Origin of the sequence: Prevotella denticola, assembly GCF_900454835.1 — a bacterium.
Lineage (GTDB): Bacteria > Bacteroidota > Bacteroidia > Bacteroidales > Bacteroidaceae > Prevotella > Prevotella denticola.
Window position 1 is genome coordinate 1,033,517 of the sequence record NZ_UGTM01000001.1, and the last position, 25,980, is coordinate 1,059,496.

21 protein-coding genes are annotated in these 25,980 nt (G+C 48.8%); 19 read left to right on the forward strand and 2 right to left on the reverse strand.

Annotated features, from left to right (window positions below; all coding sequences use genetic code 11):
- Positions 1-209 precede the first annotated feature (209 nt).
- Entirely contained in the window at positions 210-617 is a 408-nt protein-coding gene (locus tag DYH27_RS04420; RefSeq protein WP_004352203.1) for a DUF3127 domain-containing protein, read from the reverse strand.
- Positions 618-827: 210 nt separating this feature from the next.
- Between DYH27_RS04420 and dnaN the strand changes: the two genes are divergently transcribed.
- The 8 genes from dnaN to nrfA all read left to right on the forward strand — a co-directional run bounded on the left by dnaN (position 828) and on the right by nrfA (position 10,970).
- On the forward strand, positions 828-1,952 hold the full coding sequence (gene dnaN, locus DYH27_RS04425) for a DNA polymerase III subunit beta (protein WP_004352113.1): 1,125 nt from the start codon (positions 828-830) through the stop codon (positions 1,950-1,952).
- A 104-nt stretch (positions 1,953-2,056) separates the two neighbouring features.
- Positions 2,057-2,911 (forward strand): 3'-5' exonuclease, encoded by an 855-nt coding sequence (locus tag DYH27_RS04430; RefSeq protein WP_025068102.1) that lies wholly within the window; start codon positions 2,057-2,059, stop codon positions 2,909-2,911.
- A 4-nt stretch (positions 2,912-2,915) separates the two neighbouring features.
- Positions 2,916-4,127 carry a bifunctional phosphopantothenoylcysteine decarboxylase/phosphopantothenate--cysteine ligase CoaBC gene (coaBC, locus tag DYH27_RS04435; protein WP_025068103.1) on the forward strand — a complete coding sequence of 404 codons (1,212 nt, stop codon included), beginning with the start codon at positions 2,916-2,918 and terminating at the stop codon, positions 4,125-4,127.
- Positions 4,105-4,989 (forward strand): type IX secretion system protein PorD, encoded by an 885-nt coding sequence (gene porD, locus DYH27_RS04440; RefSeq protein ID WP_025068104.1) that lies wholly within the window; start codon positions 4,105-4,107, stop codon positions 4,987-4,989. Before coaBC ends, porD begins: the two co-directional genes overlap by 23 nt.
- Positions 4,990-5,044: 55 nt before the next feature.
- Entirely contained in the window at positions 5,045-6,712 is a 1,668-nt protein-coding gene (gene recN, locus DYH27_RS04445; protein WP_025068105.1) for a DNA repair protein RecN, read from the forward strand.
- Positions 6,713-6,739: 27 nt separating this feature from the next.
- Complete coding sequence (locus tag DYH27_RS04450; RefSeq protein ID WP_025068106.1) at positions 6,740-8,422, forward strand: tetratricopeptide repeat protein; 1,683 nt, start codon at positions 6,740-6,742, stop codon at positions 8,420-8,422.
- A 284-nt stretch (positions 8,423-8,706) separates the two neighbouring features.
- Positions 8,707-9,336, forward strand: coding sequence for a cytochrome c nitrite reductase small subunit (nrfH, locus tag DYH27_RS04455; RefSeq protein ID WP_025068107.1), 630 nt, complete (start codon positions 8,707-8,709; stop codon positions 9,334-9,336).
- 137 nt (positions 9,337-9,473) lie between these two features.
- Positions 9,474-10,970, forward strand: a complete 1,497-nt coding sequence (gene nrfA, locus DYH27_RS04460) for an ammonia-forming cytochrome c nitrite reductase (RefSeq protein WP_025068108.1) — start codon at positions 9,474-9,476, stop codon at positions 10,968-10,970.
- Between the two features lie 268 nt (positions 10,971-11,238).
- Here nrfA and DYH27_RS04465 read toward each other — a convergent pair whose 3' ends face one another.
- Positions 11,239-12,300, reverse strand: coding sequence for an IS5 family transposase (locus DYH27_RS04465; RefSeq protein WP_004352316.1), 1,062 nt, complete (start codon positions 12,298-12,300; stop codon positions 11,239-11,241).
- 495 nt (positions 12,301-12,795) lie between these two features.
- Between DYH27_RS04465 and DYH27_RS04470 the strand changes: the two genes are divergently transcribed.
- From DYH27_RS04470 to DYH27_RS04525, 11 genes are all read left to right on the forward strand, one after another.
- The gene (locus tag DYH27_RS04470; RefSeq protein ID WP_025068265.1) at positions 12,796-14,133 is read left to right on the forward strand and encodes a cytochrome c biogenesis protein ResB; all 1,338 of its coding nucleotides are present in this window, start codon (positions 12,796-12,798) and stop codon (positions 14,131-14,133) included.
- Entirely contained in the window at positions 14,130-14,918 is a 789-nt protein-coding gene (ccsA, locus tag DYH27_RS04475) for a cytochrome c biogenesis protein CcsA (protein ID WP_025068266.1), read from the forward strand. The genes DYH27_RS04470 and ccsA overlap by 4 nt, the downstream gene beginning before the upstream one ends.
- Positions 14,919-15,584: 666 nt before the next feature.
- Positions 15,585-16,580, forward strand: a complete 996-nt coding sequence (locus DYH27_RS04485; RefSeq protein ID WP_025068268.1) for an AAA family ATPase — start codon at positions 15,585-15,587, stop codon at positions 16,578-16,580.
- 55 nt (positions 16,581-16,635) lie between these two features.
- Complete coding sequence (locus DYH27_RS04490; protein WP_029216636.1) at positions 16,636-17,508, forward strand: DUF58 domain-containing protein; 873 nt, start codon at positions 16,636-16,638, stop codon at positions 17,506-17,508.
- On the forward strand, positions 17,505-18,545 hold the full coding sequence (locus DYH27_RS04495) for a hypothetical protein (RefSeq protein ID WP_025068269.1): 1,041 nt from the start codon (positions 17,505-17,507) through the stop codon (positions 18,543-18,545). Before DYH27_RS04490 ends, DYH27_RS04495 begins: the two co-directional genes overlap by 4 nt.
- 21 nt (positions 18,546-18,566) lie before the next feature.
- A complete protein-coding gene (locus DYH27_RS04500) occupies positions 18,567-19,523 on the forward strand; it encodes a vWA domain-containing protein (protein WP_025068270.1) in 957 nt (318 codons plus the stop codon).
- A 56-nt stretch (positions 19,524-19,579) separates the two neighbouring features.
- A complete protein-coding gene (locus DYH27_RS04505) occupies positions 19,580-20,575 on the forward strand; it encodes a VWA domain-containing protein (RefSeq protein WP_025068271.1) in 996 nt (331 codons plus the stop codon).
- 3 nt (positions 20,576-20,578) lie between these two features.
- A complete protein-coding gene (locus tag DYH27_RS04510) occupies positions 20,579-21,256 on the forward strand; it encodes a tetratricopeptide repeat protein (protein ID WP_025068272.1) in 678 nt (225 codons plus the stop codon).
- A gap of 24 nt (positions 21,257-21,280) precedes the next feature.
- Entirely contained in the window at positions 21,281-23,836 is a 2,556-nt protein-coding gene (locus tag DYH27_RS04515; protein ID WP_025068273.1) for a BatD family protein, read from the forward strand.
- A 42-nt stretch (positions 23,837-23,878) separates the two neighbouring features.
- Complete coding sequence (locus DYH27_RS04520; RefSeq protein ID WP_025068274.1) at positions 23,879-24,574, forward strand: phosphatase PAP2 family protein; 696 nt, start codon at positions 23,879-23,881, stop codon at positions 24,572-24,574.
- A gap of 6 nt (positions 24,575-24,580) precedes the next feature.
- On the forward strand, positions 24,581-25,852 hold the full coding sequence (locus DYH27_RS04525) for an S-adenosylmethionine:tRNA ribosyltransferase-isomerase (RefSeq protein WP_025068275.1): 1,272 nt from the start codon (positions 24,581-24,583) through the stop codon (positions 25,850-25,852).
- Positions 25,853-25,980: the final 128 nt, after the last annotated feature.

Sequence of the window (25,980 nt, forward strand, 5' to 3'; positions counted from 1 at the left end):
ACGGACAAGCCGTGCATCCTCACATCTTGATACAACCTGTCTTTAATATCAGGCAGGCGCCCTACCCCGATCCCGTCTCCGTCTACAATCAGTCTCCACGAAATCTGTGCAGTCCGCTATATACTCAGAAAGGGCCTTATCCCGAAAAAGGACAGTATCGGAAACGGAAACATACAGAACGAAAGCTGCCGAGACCCGAAACTGCCGATTCAGAATGGCAGGTCGTCAGTGGAGTCTTCTGCAGGCTGTGCCGGAGGGAACGGAGCTGTCTGTGCCGTTGCAGAAGAAGGGGCAGCCTGCTGGCCTGGAGCAGCAGCAACGGGGGGAACTCCTGCCTGCACCGCCGCAGCATCTACCCGTTGGATATTCCATGCCCGGACGTTATTAAACCAACGGCCATTATACTCATGCGCATCTATATCGAAGCTGACATTGATTTCTTCGCCGGCCTTGATGGCAAACTGTTCAATCCTGTCAGCACCGAATATATTGAAAACCATTTTCTTTGGATACTGATCATGTGTTTCAATGACATACTCTTGTGACTTCCATGGTCCGCGAGCTGAAGTGCCTTCACGTGCTGGAAGGACTGCAATTACTTTTCCTTGTAAATCCATTTATCTACTTGTTTTGGTTATTTTATTACTATAAACTGTCTGCGAAATTACTAAAATAGTTCTAAAATCCGAAACTTTTATACCTATTTTTTGTTTTTCACATCCCTTTTTCGTATTTTTGTACGTTGAAGTGGCGAGACGATGGGGGAAGGCTTCTGTCGGCTTGACAAATATGAAGCAAAATGAAAATATTAACTAAAATAGATACTAATGAGATTTAACCTTTCAAGTACTGCCTTGAGCAGCCGTTTGTTGACTCTCTCTCGAGTAATCAATAGCAAGAATTCCCTTCCAATCCTGGATTGCTTCTTGTTTGAAGTTCACGATGGACAGCTTACGATTACTGCATCAGACAGTGAGAATATCATGCGTGGGACATTAAATCTTGAGAATTGCGAAGGCGAGGGCGACTTTGCCGTGAACAATCACACAATTCTCGATGCCGTGAAAGAACTGCCCGAACAGCCTTTGGCACTGAATGTGAACATGGAGGAGATGAAAATCTATGTCACCTATCAGAATGGTTCGTACAATTTCCCCATCCTCGGTGCAGACGAATACCCCAAGGTACAGCCGATGTCTGAGACAGCCACTACTGTCACCATCGGGGCGGAAAAGCTCTCGGACAGTCTGACCCGTTCGCTCTTTGCAACAGCACAGGACGAGCTTCGTCCGGTGATGAATGGCATTTACTTTGACTTGAAGGAAGATGGTCTTGCCATCGTGGCCAGTGATGGTCACAAACTGGTCAGGAACAGGAATTTCTCTGTCAAGAGTGAGACCCCTGCGGCATTTGTACTGCCCAAGAAACCAGCGACATTGCTGAAGAACGTACTGTCCAAAGACGGCGGTGATGTCATTATCCGTTTCGACGACCGTTCAGCAGAAGTGTCTTTTGCAGAGGGCAACCTGGCCTGCCGGCTGATAGAAGGGAAATATCCGAACTACAACAGCGTGATTCCATTGGACAACCCTAATCAGGTTACCATCGACCGCAAGTCCTTGATCGGTGCTCTGCGCCGCGTGCTTCCGTTCGCAAGTGACTCTTCACAGCTGATCCGCTTTCACGTTTCATCAGGCTTGCTGGAACTTAATGCCGAAGACATCGACTTCTCAACAAGTGCCAAGGAAAGCATTGTCTGCGAGTATGGCGGCAATCCGATGAGCATAGGCTTCAAGGGATCAAGTATGCTTGACATCCTGAACAACCTTGAGAGTGACGACGTGGTCATCCAGCTGGCAGACCCCTCACGTGCAGGTGTGATTGTACCAGCTGTACAACCTGAGAATGAGGATGTTCTCATGCTGATTATGCCCATGCTGCTGAACGACTGACAAGCATAAGCTGAACAGATTTTACCGGGAGAATGGCTGTGTTTCTTCTACTATATGGCTATTCTCCCTTACAATTATTATATATTGTGGTATAGACCAACGATATGAAACTGAATTTGACAAAACCTCTGGTTGTCTTCGACCTGGAAACGACAGGGCTTGACCTTGTCAACGACCGGATTATCCAAATCTCCTTCATCAAGGTTCTTCCAGACGGAAAGGAAGAAAGAGAGAACATCTTTATCAATCCCGAAAAGCCGATTCCTACTGAAGTAACACAGTTGACAGGCATATCGGACAAGGATGTAACAGATGCACCGACCTTCAGACAGAAAGCAAAGGAACTTGCAGACAGATTCACTGGCTGCGATTTCGCCGGTTTCAATTCCAACCGTTTTGATGTACCGATGCTGGCAGAAGAATTCCTACGTGCAGGAGTAGACTTTGATTTTTCGAAGAGCCGGCTGATAGATGCGCAGAACATCTATCACAAGATGGAACGCCGCAACCTCGCTGCAGCATATAAGTTTTACTGTGGCAGAAAAATGGAAGAAGACTTCGAGGCGCATAAGGCCGACCAGGACACAGAGGCTACATGGCGTGTACTGCAGGGAGAACTCGACATGTATTCACCGGACCGACAGGAAGAAGCCGACCGTGTGCTGGCCAACGATATGGATGAGCTGGCCGAATTTTCACGTATGAACAATTTTGTTGACTTTGCCGGACGCATGGTATGGAAAGAGATGACTGACAAAGACGGAAATACGCTGCTTGATGCAGCCGGCAGGCCACGTCGTCACGAGGTATTCAACTTCGGGAAATACAGAGGCTGGGACGTGGCAGAAGTATTGCACAGAGATCCAGGTTATTACAGTTGGATGCTGGCAGGCGACTTCACCTATAACACGAAACAGGTTCTGACACGTATCCGGTTGAGAGAGTTTAACAACAAATGAGGAAATGCTGAAAGGAAAGAATATAGTATTAGGCATAACAGGGTCGATCGCAGCTTACAAGAGCTGCCTCATCATCCGTGAACTGATAAAAGATGGTGCAGAGGTACAAGTCGTCATTACGCCTGCCGGCAAAGAATTCATCACACCGGTCACACTGTCCGCACTGACACATAAACCTGTTGTCAGCGAGTTCTTCTCACAAAAGGACGGAACATGGAACTCTCACGTAGACCTTGGCCTATGGGCAGATGCCATGCTTATTGCGCCCTGTACAGCCTCTACTCTGGGGAAGATGGCCGGCGGAGTGGCAGACAATATGCTCATTACAACCTACCTCTCTATGAAAGCTCCCGTGTTTGTTGCTCCGGCAATGGATCTGGATATGTACAGACATCCTTCGACACAGAAGAACATAGAAATCCTGAGAAGTCATGGCAATCATATCATTGAGCCGGCCAGCGGATTTCTTGCCAGCGGACTGGAAGGAAAAGGAAGAATGGAAGAACCGGGGAATATCGTGAAGGCTATGGAGGATTTTTTCTCAAGTCCAACTGAAATAAAAGCGGATATCAGTGAGCTGAAAGGAAAGCGTATCCTTGTCACCGCAGGCCCGACCTATGAGAAGATAGACCCCGTACGTTTCATAGGCAACTATTCGTCGGGTAAGATGGGCTTTGCTTTGGCAGAGGATTGCTGCCGGCGAGGAGCAGAAGTTACACTTGTCGCCGGCCCGGTAAACCTTTCCTGCTCTGGCAGAATCCGCCGTATTGACGTAGAGAGCAGTGGTGAGATGTTTGAAGTTGCGACACAGGTATTCCCCCAATGCGATGCCGCCATACTCTGTGCCGCCGTTGCCGACTTCTGCCCAGAAGAAATTGCTGTCCGGAAACTCAAAAGGAAAGACGATGGACTGCTGCTAAAATTAAAACCGACGCAGGACATTGCCGCCGAAATAGGCAGAATGAAAAGAGGACGACAGCGTATCGTGGCATTCGCATTGGAAACTGACGAGGAAGAGAGCAATGCCCGGAAGAAACTTGAAAAGAAGAATGCAGACTTCATCGTACTGAATTCCACAAGGATTCCGGGGACGACTTTCCAGTCGGACGATAACCAGATTACGATTATCAACAATGAAGGAGAGAAGCATTACACAAAGAAGCCCAAGACAGAAGTGGCTCGGGATATTATTGATGAGCTTGTGTCTATTCTCTAAGAATACGCTGCAAGGACAGGAGCTGAATGCAAAAGTAACTGTGAATCATAGTCAGATTCAAGGTACGGATGCATCGGTCTTCGACAACCTCCAGCAGACTTTGGAACAGTTTATCAACACAAGACAGTGGACGCACTTCAACTTTCAGCGGAATGAGCGTATAGGCTGTAATTTTAATATTACAGTAAGCAAGTATGACCCGGGAAGCAACCTGTTCACCTGCTCGGCCCTGATACAGGCCAACCGGCCTGTCTACAATGCAGCCTACACGTCCACACTCTATAACAATCAGGACGGTGACTTCAACTTCACCTTTGCCCAGTACGACCAGATAGAATTCAACGAAGAAAATATAGACAATCAGCTGACGGCCTTGATTGCATACTATGCCTATCTCATCATAGGGATGGACCTTGACTCTTTCTCACCGATGGGCGGAGAAGATGTTCTCCAACGCTGTATGAACCTGACGAACAATGCGCAGAACCTTAGTTTTACAGGATGGAAGGCCTTTGACAATTCACGCAACCGCTTCGCCATCATTAACGATTATCTTGATGGGGCTATGAGGCCTTTCCGCCAGCTGCAATACGATTACTATAGAACAGGACTGGATGAAATGGCCAATAATGCCGAACGAGGCCGGACGAATATTACCACTGCATTGGAAAACGGATTGGAAAAAGCACACGAGAACCGTCCGACAAGCCTGTTACCGCAAATATGGACGGACTACAAGAAAGATGAGCTAGCCAATATATATAAAGGTAAGGGTACGCAAAAAGAAAAAGAACAGGTTTATAACATCCTCTTCGGTATTAATGCCAGTCAGAACACGACATGGGAAAAAATCAAACAATAGGAATCATACAGCCAGACTCCATCACCTTTAGCATTGACAAAAAGTTAGTAAAGATATGCTGAAACATCTATATATAAAGAACTTCACATTGATTGACCAGCTGGATATCGCCTTTCATTCTGGATTCTCGGTTATCACGGGAGAGACGGGAGCGGGAAAGAGTATTATCCTTGGAGCAATCGGCCTGCTTCTGGGCAACAGGGCAGACAGTAGACAGATAAAGCAAGGAGAAAAAAAATGTACCATCGAAGCTCATTTCGACCTCTCCAATTATGGTTTTGAATCTTTCTTTGAGGCGCATGACATTGATTTTGAACCAGAAGATACGATTGTCCGCCGCGAAGTGACAGCTACAGGGAAGTCGAGGGCTTTCATCAACGACACGCCGGTTTCATTGCAGATGATGCGTACTCTGGGCGAACAGCTTATAGACATTCACTCACAGCATCAGAACCTGCTCCTGCAGAAAGACGATTTCCAGCTGAATGTTGTGGATATTATTGCCCAGGACCGTAAGGAACTGACGGCGTATCAATCATCGTATCAGCTTTATAAAGATGCCGAGAAACATCTTTCAGAAATAAAAGAGCAGATTTCCAAGGCTAAGGAAAACGAGGATTTCATGCGCTTCCAGTTCGGCGAACTGTACAGTGCTGACTTGGTGGAAGGCAGGCAGGAGGAACTTGAAAAAGAGAGCAAAACACTCTCTCATTCAGAGGATATAAAGACAGCTTTCTATGAAGCTGACCATTTTTTGAACGACGATGATGAAGGCATTATCAGTAAGCTGACGGCAAGTCTTGAAAGCCTTGAGAAGGTAGAGAACGTTTACCCAAAGGCACATGAGCTGGTACAGCGTCTTTCCTCTGTACACATCGAATTGAAAGATATGGCAGATGAAATAGGAAGCGAAGCTGTAAACATCGACTTCGACCCGTCACGTCTGGACAATATCAACCGACAACTTGACCAATTAAACGCACTTGAACAGAAGTTCCATGTGTCCACAGAGAAAGAGCTGATTGAAATCAGGAATGATATGGAAAGACAGCTGAAGAATATAGACAACTGTGATGAGGAACTTGATGCGCTTGAGCAGGAAGTGAAGTCAAAGCTGGCTAGATGTGAGAAGCTGGCTGGAGAATTGACAGCCCGTAGACGGAAAGCAATCAAGACTATAGAAGAACAGATGAGCAGACGGCTCATTCCACTTGGCATTCCCAACGTCAGGTTCAAAGTAGACTTATCGGATAAGCCTTTGTCAATGGATGGCGCGGACAAGGTCCAGTTTCTTTTCTCTGCCAACAAAAGTACGGACATGGAACCGGTTGCACAGGTGGCTTCCGGTGGTGAGATTGCACGCGTGATGCTGTCGCTGAAAGCCATGGTGAGCGGTGCAGTGAAACTGCCAACCATCATCTTTGATGAGATAGACACGGGTGTCAGCGGCAAGACAGCACAGAAGATGGCGCTCATCATGCAGGAAATGGGCAATAACAACCGTCAGGTAATTTCCATTACCCACCTGCCTCAGATAGCAGCTCTCGGAAACTCACATTATAAGGTAGAGAAAGAAGAAACTACAGAAGGGACCCGCAGTCATATGTATGAGCTGACCGCAGAACAGCGTGTAGGCGAAATAGCCCAGATGCTTTCAGGTGCAGACATTTCTGACGCAGCCCTCCAGAATGCCCGCGAACTGCTGAGTCTCGGTAAGAAATAACCAAACAATCTTATGACAGTGCATACAATGAAAGAAAAAATGAATATGATTGTAAAGAGGGTTTCCCTCACCTTCGCTTTTCTCCTGGGCTTCTTGACAACGGTCGTCGCACAGCCTGGGACCGTAAAAAAAACAGCTGATGCCGCTTTCACACTGACCACCTTCAAAGCTGATGGAAGCATTCTGGCAACATCTAATGGCGTCTGTATCAGTACAGACGGTATTGCTGTGAGCCCATGGAAGCCCTTTGTCGGAGCTGACAAAGCTGTCATTGTGGATGCGAAGGGACAGCGACACGATGTGGCGTGTCTGCTTGGTGCCGATGAAATCTACAATGTGGCAAAATTTCAGGTGAGCGGGAAAACTTCGGCTGCACCTCTGGCAACAACAGTCTCTGCCAGTGAATCTCTGTGGATTACCCCCATGACAAAGAGCGGCAATGCTGTGAAGGCCGATGCTTCAAGTATCGAAAAATTCATGGACAGATACAATTATACGATTCTGACATCCGCTGCTACCGATAAGTTGAACGGCGCTCCAGTCGTCAACGCCAAAGGGCAGGTAATCGGCCTCTTCAGTATATCAGGTACTTCACAAAGCGCAACGGATGCAAACTATCCCAAGGATTTTGTATTGAAAGGGTTGTCACAGAATGATGCGTCCCTCCGCCAAAGCGGCCTCCGTATCGGTCTTCCACATACCTTGGAAGAAGCTGTCGTGGCATTAATGCTGTCATCAGAGAAGCCAGAGAATGTGCATGAGGCCGTCATCAAAGACTTCATAGAAAAGTTTCCACAGGCGAACGACGGCTATTTTGCTCTGGCAAATATGCAGATTGCAAAAGGAGAGATTTCCGATGCGGACAAAACACTGCAGACTGCCATAGAAAAAGCCAAGGCCAAGGACGAAGCACACTACAATTATGCCCGACTTGTCTATCAGAATGTACTCATCCCATCACTCGAGGAGAAAGTGAAGGCTGTCGGATGGAGTCTCGACAAAGCTCTGGGCGAAATCCAGCAGGCACAGTCCATCAAGCAGGTTGACGCTTACCGTCACCTTCAGGCACAGATTATCTTTGCGAAAGGCGACTATGAGAAGGCTTACACAGAGTTTGAAGCACTGACCAGGACAAAGTTCAATAATCCCGAACTTTATCTGGAGATGGCACAGAGCCGACAGCATCTGGGAGCTACAGACAAGGAGATTCTCGACCTGCTCAACAAGAGCATCGAACTCTGCGATACGCCCTACGTGTCTACTTCTGCACCTTATTTCTATACACGGGGGCAGCAGTTGGAGAAGATGGGCGAATATCGCAAGGCTATACAGGACTATTACACCTACGAATACTTCAATCAGGGACGGCTCGGTGCAGGCTTCTATTATATGCGTGAACAGTGTGAGGTGAAGGGACGTATGTGGCAGCAGGCACTGCAGGATATTCTCATTGCCTCACGCCTCGACCCCAAAGAACCACTGTATCCGACTGAGGCAGGAAGTCTTCTCCTGCGTCTGAACAAGATGGATGCGGCAGCAAGTGCCGCACGGCAGGCTATACAGCTGGATGCCTCCCTTCCTGACGCCTATCTGATCTTGGGCATTGCACAGTGTGAGAATAAACAGAAAGCAGAAGGATTCCGGAATATCCAGAAGGCAAAAGAACTGGGCAACAAGCAAGCCGAAACATTCCTGCAGAAGTACAAATAACATTTTCTGCCCCTGCGTAAACAGACAACCCGCTTTCACAATAACTGCAGTTACAGTATCTACACAATACTGTAGCTGCATTTTTTATGCACGGACATTTCCAAATCAGACTGATCCATACCTGGCAGACAGATCGTCTTCTACCGAGACCATATAAAAGAGGAATTTGATGAAAAACAAATAAATCTGTTAAAATCATAACTAATGATGATTATTTCTTAATCATTTACAATCTGTTTCAAATATAATACCTATATTTGCAAAACGAACAAGGTCAGATTCCTATGAAACTAAAAACCATCTTTACAAGAATGAAAAGTATGCTGGAGAATTTTCTGGCATGTATGTCATATAAGCAGAAAGTCGCCTTATCACTGCTATGCGGCATCATAGTAGGACTGACAGGTTTATTCCTTTATTTACTCCGTATACACACTTATATAGTAGGTGATGATCCTGCAGCGTGTATCAACTGCCACATCATGTCGCCATACTATGCAACATGGTCACATTCGGCACACGCCAGAAACACCACTTGCAACGACTGCCACGTACCGAACAACAACATGGCAGCCCATTACGCCTTCAAAGGAATGGATGGCATGAAGCATGTTGCTTATTTCGTGACCCACAGTGAATCACAGTCTATCGAGGCAGAAAAAGCATCCGCTGAGGTGATCATGGACAACTGCATCCGTTGCCACAAACAGCTCAACCAGGAGTTTGTCAAAACCGGACGTATCGACTACATGGAAGCAAAACGCGGTGAGGGGAAAGCCTGCTGGGACTGTCACCGTGATGTGGCTCACATGAACAAGAACTCTCTCTCCAGTACGCCGGGAGCCGAGTTCGTAGAACCTATGCCGCCGTCTCCCGTACCGCAGTGGCTGCAGAAAGCGTTGGGGAGAGAGTAAAGAATTCTCATCGCATCTTGAATTTCCCCACTACCCTCTTCTCACCCATCATCGCTTATCATCAATCACCCATCATCGCTTATCATCGCCCATCACCGCTTAATCATCCATAGAATAAAAATCAAAAACCTATAATTATGGCAAAAACATTAAAGAAATGGCAAGGCTGGTTGCTCTTCGGAGGAGCCATGGTCATTGTGTTCGTACTTGGTCTGCTCTGCTCATCCATGCTCGAAAGGAGAGCTGAAGTGGCAAGCATTTTCAATAACCGACGGACACAGATGACAGATTCCATCGTCGCACAGAACGAGAAATTTGCAGAAGACTTCCCACGCGAATACCAGACGTGGGCAATGACTGAAGACACGAGCTTCGTGAGCAAGTACAACTCTTCTCAGGAGGTTGACGTACTGGCCCAGCGGCCGGAAATGGTGATTCTGTGGGCGGGGTATTCCTTCTCAAGGGACTATAACACGCCACGTGGACACCATCATTGTATCGAAGACCTGCGGAAGATCCTGCGTACAGGAAGTCCAGGGGTCGATGGACAGGAAGACATACAGCCCGGTACCTGCTGGACCTGCAAGGGACCGGACGTTCCACGCCTGATGCGTGAGAAAGGAACGGATAAATTCTATGCTGCCAAGTGGAGCGACTGGGGACCAGAGGTCATGAACACCATCGGTTGCTCTGACTGCCATGATGCACGGACAATGGACCTTCGTCCCGCTCGTCCTGCACTCTATGAGGCGTGGGCTCGCGTCGGTAAAGACGTGAAGAAAGCCACCCATCAGGAGATGCGTAGCCTGGTCTGCGCACAGTGCCACACGGAATACTACTTTGAAAAGGAAAATGGCAATTATCTCCATTTCCCTCAGGAAAAGGGTATGACGTGTGAGGCAGCAGAAGAATATTACGACAGTATCGGCTTCTACGATTACATCAATCCGCTCTCCAAAACGAAAATCCTCAAGGCTCAGCACCCGGGTTATGAACTCTATCTGCAAGGCATCCACGGACAGCGCGGTGTCTCCTGTGCCGACTGCCATATGCCTTACATCTCTGAAGGCGGTGTGAAATTTACTGACCACCACGTGATGAGTCCGCTGGCACATATCGACCGTACCTGCCAGACCTGTCACCGTCAGGATGCCGAGACCTTGCGCCAGAACGTTTACGAACGCCAGCAGAAGATTTACGACTTCCGCACACACGTGGAGAGAGAGCTTGCCGCCGCCCATATCGAGGCAAAATTCGCCTGGGACAAGGGAGCGACGGAAGCGGAAATGCAGACAGCATTGTCCGATCTCCGCAAAGGACAGTGGCGTTGGGACTATGCCGTAGCAAGCCATGGTGCGGCCTTCCATGCGCCACAGGAAGTAATGCGACTCCTCGCCAGTGCCATGGAATATGCCAAAGATGCACGTCTGCAGATAGCTCGTGTCGTAGCACGTCACGGATTTACAGGTCAGATTCCTCTGCCCGACATCTCTACCAAGGCGAAAGCGCAGTCTTATATTGGGCTGGATATGCCAAAGCTCAAGAAACAGAAGAAGCAGTTCCTTGATACGATAGTACCAAGGTGGATTGAGACTGCACGCAAGAACAAACGGTTCATAACGAAACCTATGTAATCGGTTGACAGTTGACAGCTGAGAGGTGACAGTTACTTCTGTCGGCTGACGGCTGTCAACTGGCCAATATAAGTCTTCAATATAAGTCTAATGATATGATAATAAGAGAAGGTAGGTTCTATTAATTCATATATTAACGTGGGGTTATCCCCACAATAATGCAGTTATGGGGGTATCGGTCTCATAAGAGACCTTCATTCTCTATAGAAATGGTTTTATTCCCCTCATTTTTTATGTATTTTTTGACATCAAGACACAATTATCCTTTTCAAGAGAGAAGTTGTGGCTGATATTTGTTGATTTGGCAATATCTAAAGATGTTGTAAACAAGGCAGGTGAGCGCAAAACTCGCTTTTGCTCTGGCAATACCAATTGTTCTGACAAAGGAACCATGCATGGCTCCTTCAATGAAGCCGAAGACGTGTTCCACGCGGCATCTACACTTTGATTTCTTGCGGTTACGTTTCTTCTGCTTCTTGGTTAATGGATGATTGCGGTGTCCCTTCTCGCAGATGACGGGACGCATCGCATTGGCCTTGACAACATCTTCCCTGCCCTCATATCCAGCATCAAGATAAAGGCGCTGGCCTTTGTCCTTGTCCGTGATAAGCTGCGAGATAACATTGGAGTCATGGATGCTTGATACTGTGGTATGGTAGGACTCTATGAGTTTTGATTTCTTGTCAACCTTCGTATGACCTTTGTATCCATAATGTTTCTCTTCCCGTTTCTTAGTCCAACGTGCGTCAATGTCCTTGTGGCATTTCTTGTGTGGGTTGTCGTTCCAAAGCTCATCTCCCTTGCCGTTCTTGATGGTAGTGTTTTCCCTGCGAGTGTTGCGCTGCCTGGGGGCTTCAACGAAGGTGGCGTCAATAATCTTGCCTTCATTAAAGCTCAGACCTTTCGCATCGAGCAATTGACGGAAGTCGTCAAACAGGGTGTCAAACACACCGGCCTTGACCAGTTTATTCTTACATGCCCACACCGTCTTTTCGTCAGGTACGTCACTTACCGTATGTATGTTTAGGAACTCTCTAAAGCTGGTGCGGTCAATAATCTGATATTCTATCTGGTGGTCGCCCAGACCATAATAACGTTGGAGAAATATGACTTTGAACATAAGAACGACATCTATTGGTCTACGCCCTGCTGAAGTCTTACAATCCTCTGTGAGTAGAGTCTTCTCTAATGTGGAGCGAAAGAATTCGAAATCAACAAGAGCGGATACCTGCTCCAGCGGGTTGCCCATTGCGGAAAGAGCCTTGAGAGTAAACTCTTCTTCAAAGAGACTCTCCTGTTTTGATTGGCGATATGTAGTCGTTTTCTTCATAAGGTAATATCAATATTTATATGTAAAGGTACGACTTTTTTCGAAAATACGCAAGTAATTAGCTGATTAATAATAAGTTAATTTATAGAACACCTCAGAAGTGACAGTATAGTATATAACAAGGCAAGGGATTCTGCAATAAGAAGTGTTCGTACAGGCCAGGTAGCTCACAGATAAAAAAGTCCGCCATTCCTGTCAGACATAAAGAAAAGAGTGGTATGGGCATAAGGCTGATGTCAGGAAAACTGGACAGGGACAATGCCGACTTCATCTCTAAACCGAGTACGGCACTCAAGGAAGCATCTGAAACCGAATACCGGCCGGGTAGCATATAGATGAGCGGCAGGATGGACCTGGAACCCTTAAGTTACCGGCCTCTGAAAAAAGACTTTAAGGAAGAAAGTCAACAGTAAACACTCCCTACCCGCCCCGCCCGATTTCCCAGTTATCCCAGAAGCCGTCAAACTATCCAGCTGTCAACTATCAACTGTATTTATGTGGAACAAACCTTATTCGCTGAAAGAAGGAACAGCGATTGTTATCGGATTATTGGCTACAGGCACATTATTACAAGTGGTAATGGGCCCTTTGGAATGGAGAGTCTTCGCCTGGCCTGCCAACATCATCACGCTCGTTTTATTCGTTCTGGCACTTGTTGCAGTCTTCATGCTGCGCAGACAGTCCTATCTCTGCCGTTTCATGACCACCATGCAGGCGGCTGTTCCGGCTATTGCCGCAGCTGCAATGCTGACCCTTGTCATGGGCATAACCCGACAGGCGGCAGAAGACACAAATTCTTCTGACCCCATCGGACTGACAAAGATGCTGAATTTCTGGCCGTTTATCCTTGTCTATCTGTGGATGACGGCCATTGTCGGAGAGGTGGCTTTGAATCAGATAGCCCATTTTTCATGGCGGCGGCTGCCAACGCTGACAAGCCACACAGGCCTGTTTCTTGTTCTTGCATGCGGTACACTCGGCAGTGCAGATATGCTCCGAGTGAAGATGTATTGTGAGACAGGACAGCCGGAATGGCGTGGTCTGGATGCTTTCGGCAATGTCCATCATCTCCCTGTGGCCATTCAGCTGGAGAAATTCACAATCGATGAATATCCGCCTAAACTCATGATCATCAACAAGCAAGGACAACCGCTACCGCAGGAGAAACCGGAAAATCTGCTTGTAGAGAAAAATATGAGAACAGGACAGCTGCTCGACTGCAAGATTGAGATTCTCAAGCGCATTGACAATGCTGTCCCCGTCATGCTCAGCAAAATGATCGGTAAGATGCCTGAAGGCATGATGGCAAACATACGCATGGACTCTTTGGGGCAGGCACGCAACAAGAAAGGCTATACAGCTACGGATGCTCCCGGCTCTGCCTGTGCGTTATTCGTAAAAGTAACAACAGGGGGAAATCCAAATGGCAATCATGCTACAGCATTGACGAGAAGGCGGCGACACACGATAACAGGCTGGGTTACCAGTGGCAGTTACCTTTTCCCCTTTCAGGCTATCCAGCTTGCTGACGGCAGGATGCTGGCCATGCCCAACCGTGAGCCGCGCCGTTTCGCATCACTTGTTGACATTTACACACAGAGCGGACAGAATATCCGGACAGAGATAGAGGTGAACAGGCCGTTCGCCATTGAAGGATGGAAAATCTATCAGCTCAGTTACAACGAGCAAATGGGAAAATGGAGTAATCTGAGTGTCTTTGAATTAGTTAAAGACCCTTGGCTGCCAGTTGTTTACATAGGCATATTCATGTTGCTGTTTGGTGCAGTCGGAATGTTCCTGACAGCAAGTCGTAAAAAGGAGGAGAAGCTATGATCTGGAGTTACTTCATCGTTTTTGCACTGCTGTCCGTAGCCCTGTGGACGACAGGAGCATGGGCTGCATGGCGCAACCGGAGACGGCTGGCATTCGCAGCAACAGGATTGGGGCTTGCTGTCTTTTTTGCTTACATCCTCATAATGTGGATAACGCTGGAGCGGCCGCCGCTCCGCACAATGGGAGAGACACGCCTGTGGTATAGTTTCTTTCTTCCTCTGGCGGGCATAATCGTCTACAGCCGTTGGCAATACAAGTGGATATTGGGCTTCTCGACCCTCCTGGCGGCAGTCTTCGTCTGCCTCAATCTCTTCAGACCCGAAATCCATTCCAAAACGCTGATGCCGGCATTACAAAGCCCATGGTTTGCACCTCATGTGATTGTTTACATGATGGCATACGCACTGCTGGGCGCTGCAGTCGTCATGTCGGTGTACCTGCTTTTCTGCAAAAAGGAGGCCGGTACAGACAGAGAGATGGAAATAACAGACAATCTCGTCTACGTCGGACTGTCGTTTATGACTCTCGGTATGCTCATGGGCGCCATCTGGGCAAAAGAAGCCTGGGGACATTACTGGGCATGGGATCCGAAAGAGACATGGGCCGCCATCACCTGGCTGTCATATCTTGTCTATATTCATTATCGGCTGTACCGCCCCCGCTCCATCCGTCCTTCTCTGTGGATCATCATCATCGCTTTCTGTCTGTTACAGATGTGCTGGTGGGGAATCAATTACCTGCCGTCGGCACAGGGGATGAGCGTGCATACTTACAACCTGACCTGAACCAGGTTCAGTGATTATCTTTGTCCTGCCGGAGAAAAAGCCAGACCGGAAGCGCATACCGACGATGACGGGAAAGATGGCATACTAAAAAAACATTCATGCCAGCCTCTACCCGTCAGCTGTAAAGAACACCCGTTATAAAAGAGCCGCAGAACTCAATTATAACGGGTGTTCTGCTTATTTACAAGAGACAGAAACTGTCTACTATGAAAAGCAGCTTCCTCCAATCCGTTGTTCCCCCACCCGCTTTTCCCGGACAGGCAAGACAGCAGACCCTGCATGTCCACCATCGGCAAGACGCATCTGTCAACCTTCCCGACATGGTGATTACATGGGTTTCTATCAATTCGGGAGAACAGTGGCAGAAGCATCCATACATTCAGTCAAAGAAGTAAACCGATGTCCGACCCAATCAAAAAAATTTCACACAAAAGCGTTGGGAACAGGATTCCCAACGGCTGGGAAGCCTGTTCCCAACGCTTGGGACCTGCTTTCCCGACCGGTTGGGAACAGGCTTCACATGGTCTTAGCTGACATCTCGAAACAGAATGCCTTTCCTATTTTAATATAATTTAGACACTATTATTCGCTTCATCCATCATAATGTTGTACTTTTGCGATTCATTGAAACAGAAATAAAACAAGTACGACATAAATTGAAAGATCATGGCAGAATCCATTGACATCAAAGAGTTGAACGAACGTATAGAACGCCAGAGTTCCTTTGTAACGAACCTCACGACAGGAATGAACCAGGTGATCGTCGGTCAGAAACACCTGGTCGACTCACTGCTCATCTCACTGCTCAGCGACGGGCACATCCTGCTCGAGGGTGTACCTGGACTGGCAAAGACCCTTGCCATCAAGACGCTCTCGCAACTGGTCGACACGAAATACAGCCGCATCCAGTTTACCCCCGACCTGCTACCGGCAGACGTAGTCGGCACACAGATCTATTCGCAGAAGGACGAGGCCTTCCACGTGAAGAAAGGCCCTGTGTTCGCCAACTTCGTGCTTGCCGACGAAATCAACCGTGCGCCGGCAAAGGTGCAGAGTGCCTTGTTGGAAGCCATGCAGGAACATCAGGTGACCATCGGCGACGCCACCTTCAACCTGCCTGACCCTTTCCTCGTCATGGCCACACAGAATCCTATAGAACAGGAGGGTACATATATGCTGCCCGAGGCACAGGTGGACCGTTTCATGCTGAAGGTCATCATCGACTACCCTACACTGGAGGAAGAGAAACTTGTCATCCGCGAGAACCTGCAGGAAGCAATGCCGGAAATCAGTCCCGTCGTCAGTGCGGCTGAGATTCTCGAGGCACGCCGGGTAGTCAAAGATGTGTACATTGACGAAAAGATCATGCAGTACATCGCCGACATCGTCTTCGCCACACGCTATCCCGAACGCTACCAGCTACCGGAACTGAAGCAGATGATCACCTTCGGAGGAAGCCCCCGTGCAAGCATCAACCTTGCCAAGGCAAGCCGCGCCTACGCTTTCATCAGGCACCGCGGCTATGTCGTTCCGGAGGATGTGCGCGCCGTTGCGCACGACGTTCTGCGCCACAGAATCGGACTGTCATACGAAGCAGAAGCAGCCGACCTGACGACAGAGAGAATCGTCAGTGAGGTCATCAACAAGGTGCAGGTACCTTAATCTCCACCTTGAGGCAAGAAAGCTGGATAACAGAGAACGATCATCATCATTGGATATGGATACTACAGAATTGCTGAAGAAAGTCCGTAAGATAGAAATCAAGGCACTGGGCCTGAGCCAGAACATCTTTGCCGGGCAGTATCATTCTGCCTTCAAGGGACGCGGCATGGCCTTCTCGGAGGTGCGCGAGTATCAGTATGGCGATGATGTGCGCGACATTGACTGGAATGTCACCGGGCGTTTCCATCATCCCTACGTCAAGGTCTTCGAGGAAGAGCGTGAACTTACGGTGATGCTGCTGGTGGATGTCAGCGGCTCGCTCGACTTCGGCACTGTCGGGCAGCTAAAGCGTGAATGCGCCACGGAGATTGCTGCGACGCTGGCTTTCTCCGCCATTCAGAACAACGACAAGATCGGCATCATCTTCTTTTCCGACCATGTCGAAAAGTACATAGCACCGAAGAAAGGAAGAAAACATATTCTCTACCTTATCCGCGAAATGCTCACCTTTACGCCTGAAAGCAGAAAAACCGATGTCGGTGCAGGACTTGAGTACCTCAACAAGGTGATGAAGCGGCGCTGCACCGCCTTTGTCATCAGCGACTTCTACACCCGCAAGGACTTCAGTCAGGAGCTGCGGATAGCCAGCAAGAAACACGATGTCGTAGCAATTCAGGTATACGACCCCCGTGCGAAAGATATGCCCGATGTAGGGCTGATGAAAGTCGTGGATGCCGAAACTGGACATGAGATGTATATTGACACGCATGATGTCCGCCTGCGGAAGACGCATAATGCGTATTGGGAAGAAAGAGAGCGACGGCTCCATGAGACTCTGGACCAAAGCCACGTGGACAGCATGGCCGTAGCGACAGATGATGATTACGTGAAGATGCTGATGGAGCTGTTTTCAAAAAGAAGCCGATGAGAAAATATACAGTCATAATAACATTGCTTGTCCTGGCAGCAGTATGCCATGCGCAGGTACATGTGACGGCAAATGTGGATTCTGCCCGGATACTGGTCGGCGGACGCTCACATTACACTATTACCGTGCTTGCTCCCCAAGGAGCAAAGGTCTCCTTCCCCGAGTACAACAAAAAGAAGGAGATTCTACCAAGCATGGAAGTACTCGGCATAGCGACTGACACAACTCTGAGAGACAACGTACAGAAAATCAGACGTATATATACGCTGACGGCATGGGATGCACGGCACTATACAATTCCGGCACAGAAAGTGATGGTCGGAGGAAAAGAAAAGATGACCGGAACGGTCACACTGGATGTGCAGACAGTGCCTGTCGACACTGTAAAGAACACGCCCATGCCTCCCGATGGCATTCAGCGCGTTCCTTTCTCGTGGGGAGAATGGATACCGGTGGCTTTATCACTGGTTCTTTCCATTGTCCTCCTCGGCATATCATTTTATCTCTACAGGGTGCTCCGCAGCAGGAAGAGAGGATGGAAGCCGAAGAAGATACAAACGCTGTCGTTCTACGAACAGGCAAGACAAGACCTTGCCAAAATTTCCGCCAGCAGGAGATCGTATATCGAGCAGAAGGCATTTTACACAGATGTCACCAACGTTCTGAGAAAATACATCTCGCGGCGTTTCCACATCAACGCCATGGAGATGACCACCTGCGAGATTCTGGAGCACCTGCATGAAGCAGACGGAGAAACGGTTACAGAAGATCTGAAGGAAGTCTTCAACACCGCCGATCTCGTGAAGTTCGCCAAATACTCAACAGGTGAGAACGATATGGTTTTCTATCTTGACAGTGTAGCACGATTCATTGACAAAACGAAGGCCGATGAACCGGAAGAAGCAGCTGCCGAACCAGAGAGAGAGGAAAAGCCTCGTCCACACAGACTGCTCAAGCTGGCGGTCACGGTGTCCGTTGCCGCCTCCGTAGCTCTGATTGTCTATGCTGCATTCAAAGCTTATGCACTTCTGGTGTGACATATAAAGAAGAATATTGAAATGGAATTTGCCAATAGTGAATACCTTCTTCTTCTGCTGCTGCTGATACCTTATCTGATAGGGTATTTCCTCTGCGGCAAGGGAAAAGAACCGACGATGCGGATGAGCGATACTTTCGCTTACCAACATGCACCAAGAAGCTGGAGGGTGAGGATGATTCATCTTCCCATGGTTTTACGGTGCATGGTCTACACACTGACCGTCATTGTCCTGGCACGGCCGCAGACATACAATGCCTGGGATGACAAGGATACAGAAGGGATTGACATCATGCTGACAATGGACGTCTCGGCAAGTATGCTGACGGAAGACGTTTACCCTAACCGCATGGTAGTCGCCAAGGAAGTCGCCTCCGAATTCATCAGCGGCCGCCCCAATGACAACATCGGACTAACAATCTTTGCAGGAGAAGCTTTTACACAATGCCCCATGACCCTTGACCATGCGGCATTGCTGAACTTTCTTCATAGTGTCCGTACGGACCTCGTGACGAGCGGACTGATGCAGGACGGAACAGCCATCGGCATGGGGCTGGCAAATGCAGTCAGCCGACTTAAGGATTCAAAGGCCAAAAGCAAGATTGTCATTCTGCTGACTGACGGCAGCAACAATGCCGGTTCCATATCTCCGATGACTGCCGCTGCAATTGCCAGAAAATTCGGTATTCGGGTCTATACGATAGGCTTTGGAAAAGAGACAGGGGAAGAAATCGGAGCTATCGACTACAAGACACTGCAGGACATTGCCGTATCGACGAATGGAGAGTTTTACAGGGCACAGAGTCAGGCAGAGCTTTCAAGAATCTATCAGGACATAGACAAACTCGAGAAGACGAAGATGAATGCCAGGTCATACAGCCATCTGCATGAGGCTTATATTCCGTTTGCCTGGCTGGCACTGCTGATTCTCTGCCTTGACCTGTTGCTGCGCTGGACGGTTTTCAGGCGATTGCCATAAGGCCCGCCACTGTCACGGACAACATTGCAAACTTGTCTTACAAGATTAACTGAAGAATGTTTAGATTTGACAATCCCATCTATCTGTGGCTGTTGTTGCTGATTCCATTATCAGCAAGCATCTACTTATACTCCGTTCGCAAACGCAAGCAGAGAATAAGGAAATTCGGGAATCCGGAACTTCTGCACCAGCTCTCTCCGATGATAAGTCGGAGGAGAATGTGGGTCAAGTTCATACTGGAAGAGGCCATCCTGCTGCTACTTGTACTGATTGTCGCCCGTCCGCAGATTGGCAGCAAACTTGCCACCAGCAGACAGCGGGAAGGCATAGAGACCATCATCGCACTCGACATCAGCAATTCCATGCTTGCCGAAGACGTGTCACCTTCACGTTTGGAAAAGAGCAAGCTGCTTGTGGAGAATCTGATGAACAAATTCAGCGAAGACAAGATCGGCCTGATAGTCTTTGCCGGTGATGCGTTCGTACAGCTCCCGATAACGGGCGACTACGTCTCGGCCAAGATGTTTCTGGACAACATCAATCCTTCCCTGATAGGGACACAGGGGACTGACATCGGGAAAGCTCTTCAGCTTTCCATCAACAGTTTTACTCCGAACTCGAAGGTGGGAAAAGCCATCATACTGATTACGGATGGTGAAGACAACGAAGGCGGATCCGAAGCAATGGCAAAGCAGGCACGGAACAAAGGTATCAAGGTGTTCATCCTGGGAATCGGTTCCAAAGAGGGATCTACAATCCCGATGCCTGATGGCACTGATCTAAAGGATTCAAATGGTGAACCTGTGAAGACGCATCTTAACGAAGATATGTGCAGAAGGATTGCCACCGCCGGCCAGGGCGTGTATGTCCATGTTGACAACAGCAATGTTGCGGATACCGTCCTCGGCAAGGAACTCGGTAAACTGCAGAAAGGAGAAATCAACAATGTCCTCTACAGTGATTTTGACGAACAGTTTCAGGCTCTGGCCCTGCTTGTCGTCATCCTGCTCATTGCAGATGTCCTGATACTTGAAAGAAAGAAAAGACGATAACAAATGGCAAGACGACTTTATTTCATAATATATCTGTTGCTGGTGCTTGTCCCGGCCAAAGGGCAGACAGCCAGCCAGCTTACCAGAGAAGGCAACAGGCTTTTCTCATCAAGGAACTATGCGCAGGCAGAAGTGCTTTACCGTAAAGCTGTCGACAAGGAAGCGGACTATGCGATTGCCAATTACAATCTGGGCAGAAGCCTTCAGGCACAGGGGAAGAATGATGAAGCGGAAAAACAATATGAGAAAGCTGCGAGATTAGAAAAAGATCCAGTCCGGAAATCAAGCAGCTATAACAACCTCGGTACTATTCTTCAGGGAAAGAAAGATTATGTCAAGGCGATAGAAGCATATAAGAATGCCTTACGCTGTAATCCCGGTCATGCCAACGCCCGTTACAACTTTGAACTGTGCAAGCGTCAACAGAAGAAACAGCAGAAGAAGTCTTCTGGCAAAGGAAAGGCCAAGTCTGACAAAAAGAAAGACAAGAAGAACCCGAACAGGAATCCATCCCATAAGCAGCAACAGAAGAAAAGACAGCAGCAAGACAATCAAAGCATGAGCAAAGACAATGCCGAGCAGCTGCTCAATGCCGTCAAACAGCAGGAGAAAGAAACACAGCAACGGTTATCCAGAGCCATGCGGCAGCCTTCCGAGAGAAAACTCGACAAGAACTGGTAACATAGTAAAGAAAAAATTGAAGATATGAAACGCTATATATTTTTATTTCTTGTACTGTTGAATGTCTGCACCATACAGGCACAGCGTGTCCGGGTGGCCGCACCCAAGCACGTTACAGTGGGCGAGGAATTTCAAGTTGAATATACCGTATATACACAAGACATCCACAGGTTCCAACTGGGGAGACTGTCCGGCGGGCTTGAGAAAGTGTATGGACCGGCAACCTCTTCACAATCCAACTTCCAGTTCATCGACGGCCATGCCAGCAGTTCGTCTTCCGTTTCGTTTACCTATGTCTTCGTAGCTACAAGAAAGGGAATGTTAAGTATCGGGCCTGCCCGTATCATCGTAAACGGACAGGAACTGGCCTCAACTCCTGTGAGAATCAATGCGTCCGGCAATACCACCGCCCGTTCTTCTTCCGGTGGCGGTTACTATGACCCACAGGACGACCCACGTTCTGCAGCTACCACCATCTCATCAAAAGATCTGTTCATCAAGGTGAGTGCCAACAAGACAACTGTCTACGAGCAAGAGCCGGTGTTGCTTACCTATAAGGTCTACACCACAAAGAACCTCCGGCAGCTGATGGGCAAGATGCCGGACCTGGCAGGCTTCCACGTACAGGAAATTGATTTGCCACAGCAGAAGACCTTCCACAGAGAACGCATCGGAAACCGTGTCTACAATTGCGTCACCTGGAGTGAATATGTAATGTACCCTCAGATGACCGGAACTCTGAAGGTCCCTTCTCTGACTTTCCATGGCATTATCCAGGAATCCAACGGCTTCAATCCGTTTGAGGCTTTCGGTATTGACGGCGGGACGACAAACATCAAGAAGAACATCGTTGCTCCAGGACTGACTGTCAAAGTCCTTCCTTTGCCGGCACGTCCAGCGGAATTCTCCGGTGGTGTCGGCCATTTCAACCTTTCGGCCCAGCTAAATAAAAAAGAGGTGAAGGCAGGCGACCCGGTAACCATCCGTGTAGTCGTCAGCGGAACAGGCAACCTGAAGCTGATCCGGCAACCCATCATCCAGCTCCCTAAAGGATTCGAGGCGTATGACATCAAGACGACTGACAAGACACAGCTGACCACAAAAGGGGCAGAAGGCAACATGATTTACGACCAGGTCGTCGTACCGCATCAAGAAGGTGTCGTTTCCATCCCTCCCGTGAAGCTATGCTACTATGATCTGGCGCAGAAGAAATACGTCACATTGCAGACCGCTCCCATGGAACTGAAAGTATCAAGAGGTGATGGCACCTCCAAAGACATTCTGTCTGTAGACTTGCCGAACGAGGACATCCTACCTTTGAAGACCGGCGAAAGCTCACTCGACAAAGTCGGCAACTTCTTCTTCGGTTCTGCTCCCTACTATATCATTCTCATCTTGCTTCTAAGTACAGGAGGCATCCTCTCCTTCTGCTATCGCAACCGTTTCGCCCACCGTGTGGATATGGTGCTGAAACGGGGAAAGAATGCCAACCGCATAGCTGCAGGACGCTTACACGAAGCCGAGCTGCTGATGCTGAAGAACAAAAACCTTGAGTTCTACGATGAGGTGCTGAAGACATTATGGGGTTATGCTTCCGACAAGCTGGACCTGCCGGTTGAACAGTTGTCGCGTGACAACATCAGCGAACGGTTTGAGAAAATCAATGTAGCAAAAGAAGTGATTGACAAGTTCATCGCAGCTATCGACGAATGTGAGTTCGAACGTTATGCGCCCGGTGACGAGAAAGGAAATATGAAACGAACACTGGATACGGCCATGACGGCCATTTCAGACATGGAAGAGGCCGTAAAAGCACTGACCCCTCCGTCAAGGAAGACACGTATCTTCTTCCTTCTCATCTGTCTGTCCGTATTTTCTTTGCAGCTGGCTGCACAGACAAAGGCCGATGTCGACAAGATGTATCAGAAGGGAAATTATGCACAGGCTGTCAAGGGATATGAAAAACTGCTGAAACAGGGGGAATCAGCAGCCCTGTATTATAATCTCGGCAACAGCTATTACAGGCTTGACAACATCCCCCATGCCGTACTCTCCTATGAGCGGGCACAACGACTTGCGCCCGGGGACGAGGATATCCGCTTCAACCTCCAACTGGCACAGTCGAAGACGATTGACAACCTGACCCCCGAGTCGGAGATGTTCTTCGTAACATGGTACAAGGCACTGGTCAATTACCTGAGCGTTGATTGCTGGGCTTTTCTGGGTCTTGTCTGTCTGGCTTTGTCACTTGCAGCCCTTGTCGTCTATCTTTTCGTCGACTCAGACGGTTTCCGGAAAGCAGTGAAGGTGGCAGTGCCCGCCTTTCTCTTCCTTTTCCTGCTCGACACGTTCTTCGCTGTCCAGCAGGTGTATCTCCTGGATTCGGATGACCACGGCATCATCATGTCATCTTCCGCCGTTGTAAGGAAAACCCCCGACCAGCAATCAGCCGAAGCCTTCATTCTCCACGAGGGTTCCAAGGTCAGAATCATCGACCACAGCATGAGCCAGTGGACGGAAATCCAATTGAGCGACGGGCGTCAGGGCTGGGTAAGGACCAGACACATAGAAGCAATTTAAGCACGCTGCAAAACAGATCATATTCCACACAAGAATCCGACAATGAATTTAGACGCTCTGCAAGAACTGGACAGGTCGATACTGCTCGCTTTCAATGGAAGCGACAATCTCTTCATGGACAGTTTTATGCTCACGCTGACATCCGCCTACACATGGATAGCCCTCTATGCGTCTCTGCTTTATCTGGTCATCAAGAACAATGAGAACTGGCTCAAAATAATGCTCGTCGTCGGTGCTGTGGCATTAAGCCTGACAGTCGTCGACGGTGTCAACCTCGGTTTCATCAAGCCGCTCATTGCCCGGCCGCGTCCCCTGGAATCCCACGTGCTGCAGAGACTTGTCGTGGCAACGAACCATTACAGAGCGGAAGGCTACAGTTTCTTCTCCTCCCATGCAGCCAATGCCTTTGTCGTGGCAGTTTTTTTCAGCCTGCTGGTGCGTGACCGTATCTTTTCTGCCTTTATGACAGCATGGAGCATCACCCTTTCGGCCACACGTCTCTATCTCGGCGTACACTACCCCTCCGATATACTCGCCGGAATGCTGTTCGGAGCGGTCGTCGCAGCACTCGTCTATTATTTGTACTGCCGTATCTACGCCAGATGCAGCGACAAACTGCATTATATCTCTACAAAATACACGCAGACAGGCTACAGTTTCGCAGATATTGATGTGGTCATCTGTGTTCTTCTACTGACATTCATCTATGCGGCATTCCGTGCCGTCTTATCAATATAAAAAATCATGTCTGAAGATACGAAGCATATCTGTATTTCCAATTACAATTACCCACTCCCCGATGCACGCATCGCCAAGTTCCCTCTGTCCGAACGCGACCATAGCAAGCTCCTGCTCTACAAACACGGAGAGGTATCGGAAGACAAGTTCTATCAGCTTCCTGAATACTTGCCGAAAGGAGCACTGATGGTATTCAACAACACGAAGGTCATCCAAGCCCGTATGCATTTCCGCAAGGAGACAGGCGCACTCATCGAAGTCTTCCTCATGGAACCGGCCCAGCCTACCGATTACGAACTGATGTTCCAGACAAACCATGCGTGTGCATGGCTCTGCATGGTCGGCAACCTCAAGAAATGGAAAGAGGGGGCACTGAGACGTGCTTTTGAAATCAAGGGACATAAGCTGACACTCACGGCAACCATGGACCGCAGTAAAGTGCAGGAACAGGCCGGCGGCACCAATCACTGGGTCAACTTCGAGTGGGACAACACGAACGTGTCGTTTGCCGAAATACTCGAGGCTGTCGGCGAACTGCCTATCCCACCTTACCTCAACCGTGCCACCGAGGAAAGCGACAAGAAAACCTACCAGACGGTCTATTCAAAGATCAAAGGCTCCGTGGCCGCACCGACGGCAGGCCTCCACTTTACCGACAAAGTGCTGGAAGCCCTGGATGAGCACGGCATCGACCGAGAGGAACTGACTCTCCACGTGGGAGCCGGCACTTTCAAACCAGTGAAAAGTCACGAGATTGAAGGGCACAGTATGCACACAGAATTCATCGTCGTCCGCCGTCAGACCTTGGAAAAGCTACTGAAGCATGGTTGCCGTGCAATCGCCGTGGGAACGACGAGCGTCCGCACACTGGAAAGCCTCTATTATATGGGAGTGAAACTTGTATCAGACCCCGAGATCGCCGAGAAAGACCTTCATGTCAATCAGTGGGAACCCTACGACCTGCCGCATAATGCAGAAGGACTGGTGGAAACGGACGGAAAAGTGATAACCGTCGAGGACGCTGTCAGGCATCTGCTTGCCTATCTGGACAGGGACGGCCTGAATGCGCTGCACTCAAGCACGCAGATCATCATCGCTCCCGGCTACACATACAAGATTGTAAAAGCACTGGTCACCAATTTTCACCAGCCACAGTCAACGCTGCTGCTACTGGTGAGTGCCTTCGTGAAAGGCGACTGGCGCAAGATCTATGATTATGCACTCGGCCACGATTTCCGCTTCCTGAGCTATGGAGACTCGTCCCTGCTGATTCCATAATCCCCCTTGTGCAGACTGTTCCCAACCGGTTGGGAATCCGGGTCCCAGGCATCAGGAACACGATTCCCGGCCTTTGGGAACAGCATTCCCAACCGGTTGTAAACAGGCACACAGGACAGATGTGTACA

Coding starts and splice junctions, on each gene's coding strand:
- DYH27_RS04420 (WP_004352203.1), bottom strand. CDS start 617: ATGGATTTACAAGGAAAAGTAATTGCAGTCCTTCCAGCACGTGAAGGC.
- dnaN (WP_004352113.1), top strand. CDS start 828: ATGAGATTTAACCTTTCAAGTACTGCCTTGAGCAGCCGTTTGTTGACT.
- DYH27_RS04430 (WP_025068102.1), top strand. CDS start 2,057: ATGAAACTGAATTTGACAAAACCTCTGGTTGTCTTCGACCTGGAAACG.
- coaBC (WP_025068103.1), top strand. CDS start 2,916: ATGCTGAAAGGAAAGAATATAGTATTAGGCATAACAGGGTCGATCGCA.
- porD (WP_025068104.1), top strand. CDS start 4,105: ATGAGCTTGTGTCTATTCTCTAAGAATACGCTGCAAGGACAGGAGCTG.
- recN (WP_025068105.1), top strand. CDS start 5,045: ATGCTGAAACATCTATATATAAAGAACTTCACATTGATTGACCAGCTG.
- DYH27_RS04450 (WP_025068106.1), top strand. CDS start 6,740: ATGAAAGAAAAAATGAATATGATTGTAAAGAGGGTTTCCCTCACCTTC.
- nrfH (WP_025068107.1), top strand. CDS start 8,707: ATGAAACTAAAAACCATCTTTACAAGAATGAAAAGTATGCTGGAGAAT.
- nrfA (WP_025068108.1), top strand. CDS start 9,474: ATGGCAAAAACATTAAAGAAATGGCAAGGCTGGTTGCTCTTCGGAGGA.
- DYH27_RS04465 (WP_004352316.1), bottom strand. CDS start 12,300: ATGAAGAAAACGACTACATATCGCCAATCAAAACAGGAGAGTCTCTTT.
- DYH27_RS04470 (WP_025068265.1), top strand. CDS start 12,796: ATGTGGAACAAACCTTATTCGCTGAAAGAAGGAACAGCGATTGTTATC.
- ccsA (WP_025068266.1), top strand. CDS start 14,130: ATGATCTGGAGTTACTTCATCGTTTTTGCACTGCTGTCCGTAGCCCTG.
- DYH27_RS04485 (WP_025068268.1), top strand. CDS start 15,585: ATGGCAGAATCCATTGACATCAAAGAGTTGAACGAACGTATAGAACGC.
- DYH27_RS04490 (WP_029216636.1), top strand. CDS start 16,636: ATGGATACTACAGAATTGCTGAAGAAAGTCCGTAAGATAGAAATCAAG.
- DYH27_RS04495 (WP_025068269.1), top strand. CDS start 17,505: ATGAGAAAATATACAGTCATAATAACATTGCTTGTCCTGGCAGCAGTA.
- DYH27_RS04500 (WP_025068270.1), top strand. CDS start 18,567: ATGGAATTTGCCAATAGTGAATACCTTCTTCTTCTGCTGCTGCTGATA.
- DYH27_RS04505 (WP_025068271.1), top strand. CDS start 19,580: ATGTTTAGATTTGACAATCCCATCTATCTGTGGCTGTTGTTGCTGATT.
- DYH27_RS04510 (WP_025068272.1), top strand. CDS start 20,579: ATGGCAAGACGACTTTATTTCATAATATATCTGTTGCTGGTGCTTGTC.
- DYH27_RS04515 (WP_025068273.1), top strand. CDS start 21,281: ATGAAACGCTATATATTTTTATTTCTTGTACTGTTGAATGTCTGCACC.
- DYH27_RS04520 (WP_025068274.1), top strand. CDS start 23,879: ATGAATTTAGACGCTCTGCAAGAACTGGACAGGTCGATACTGCTCGCT.
- DYH27_RS04525 (WP_025068275.1), top strand. CDS start 24,581: ATGTCTGAAGATACGAAGCATATCTGTATTTCCAATTACAATTACCCA.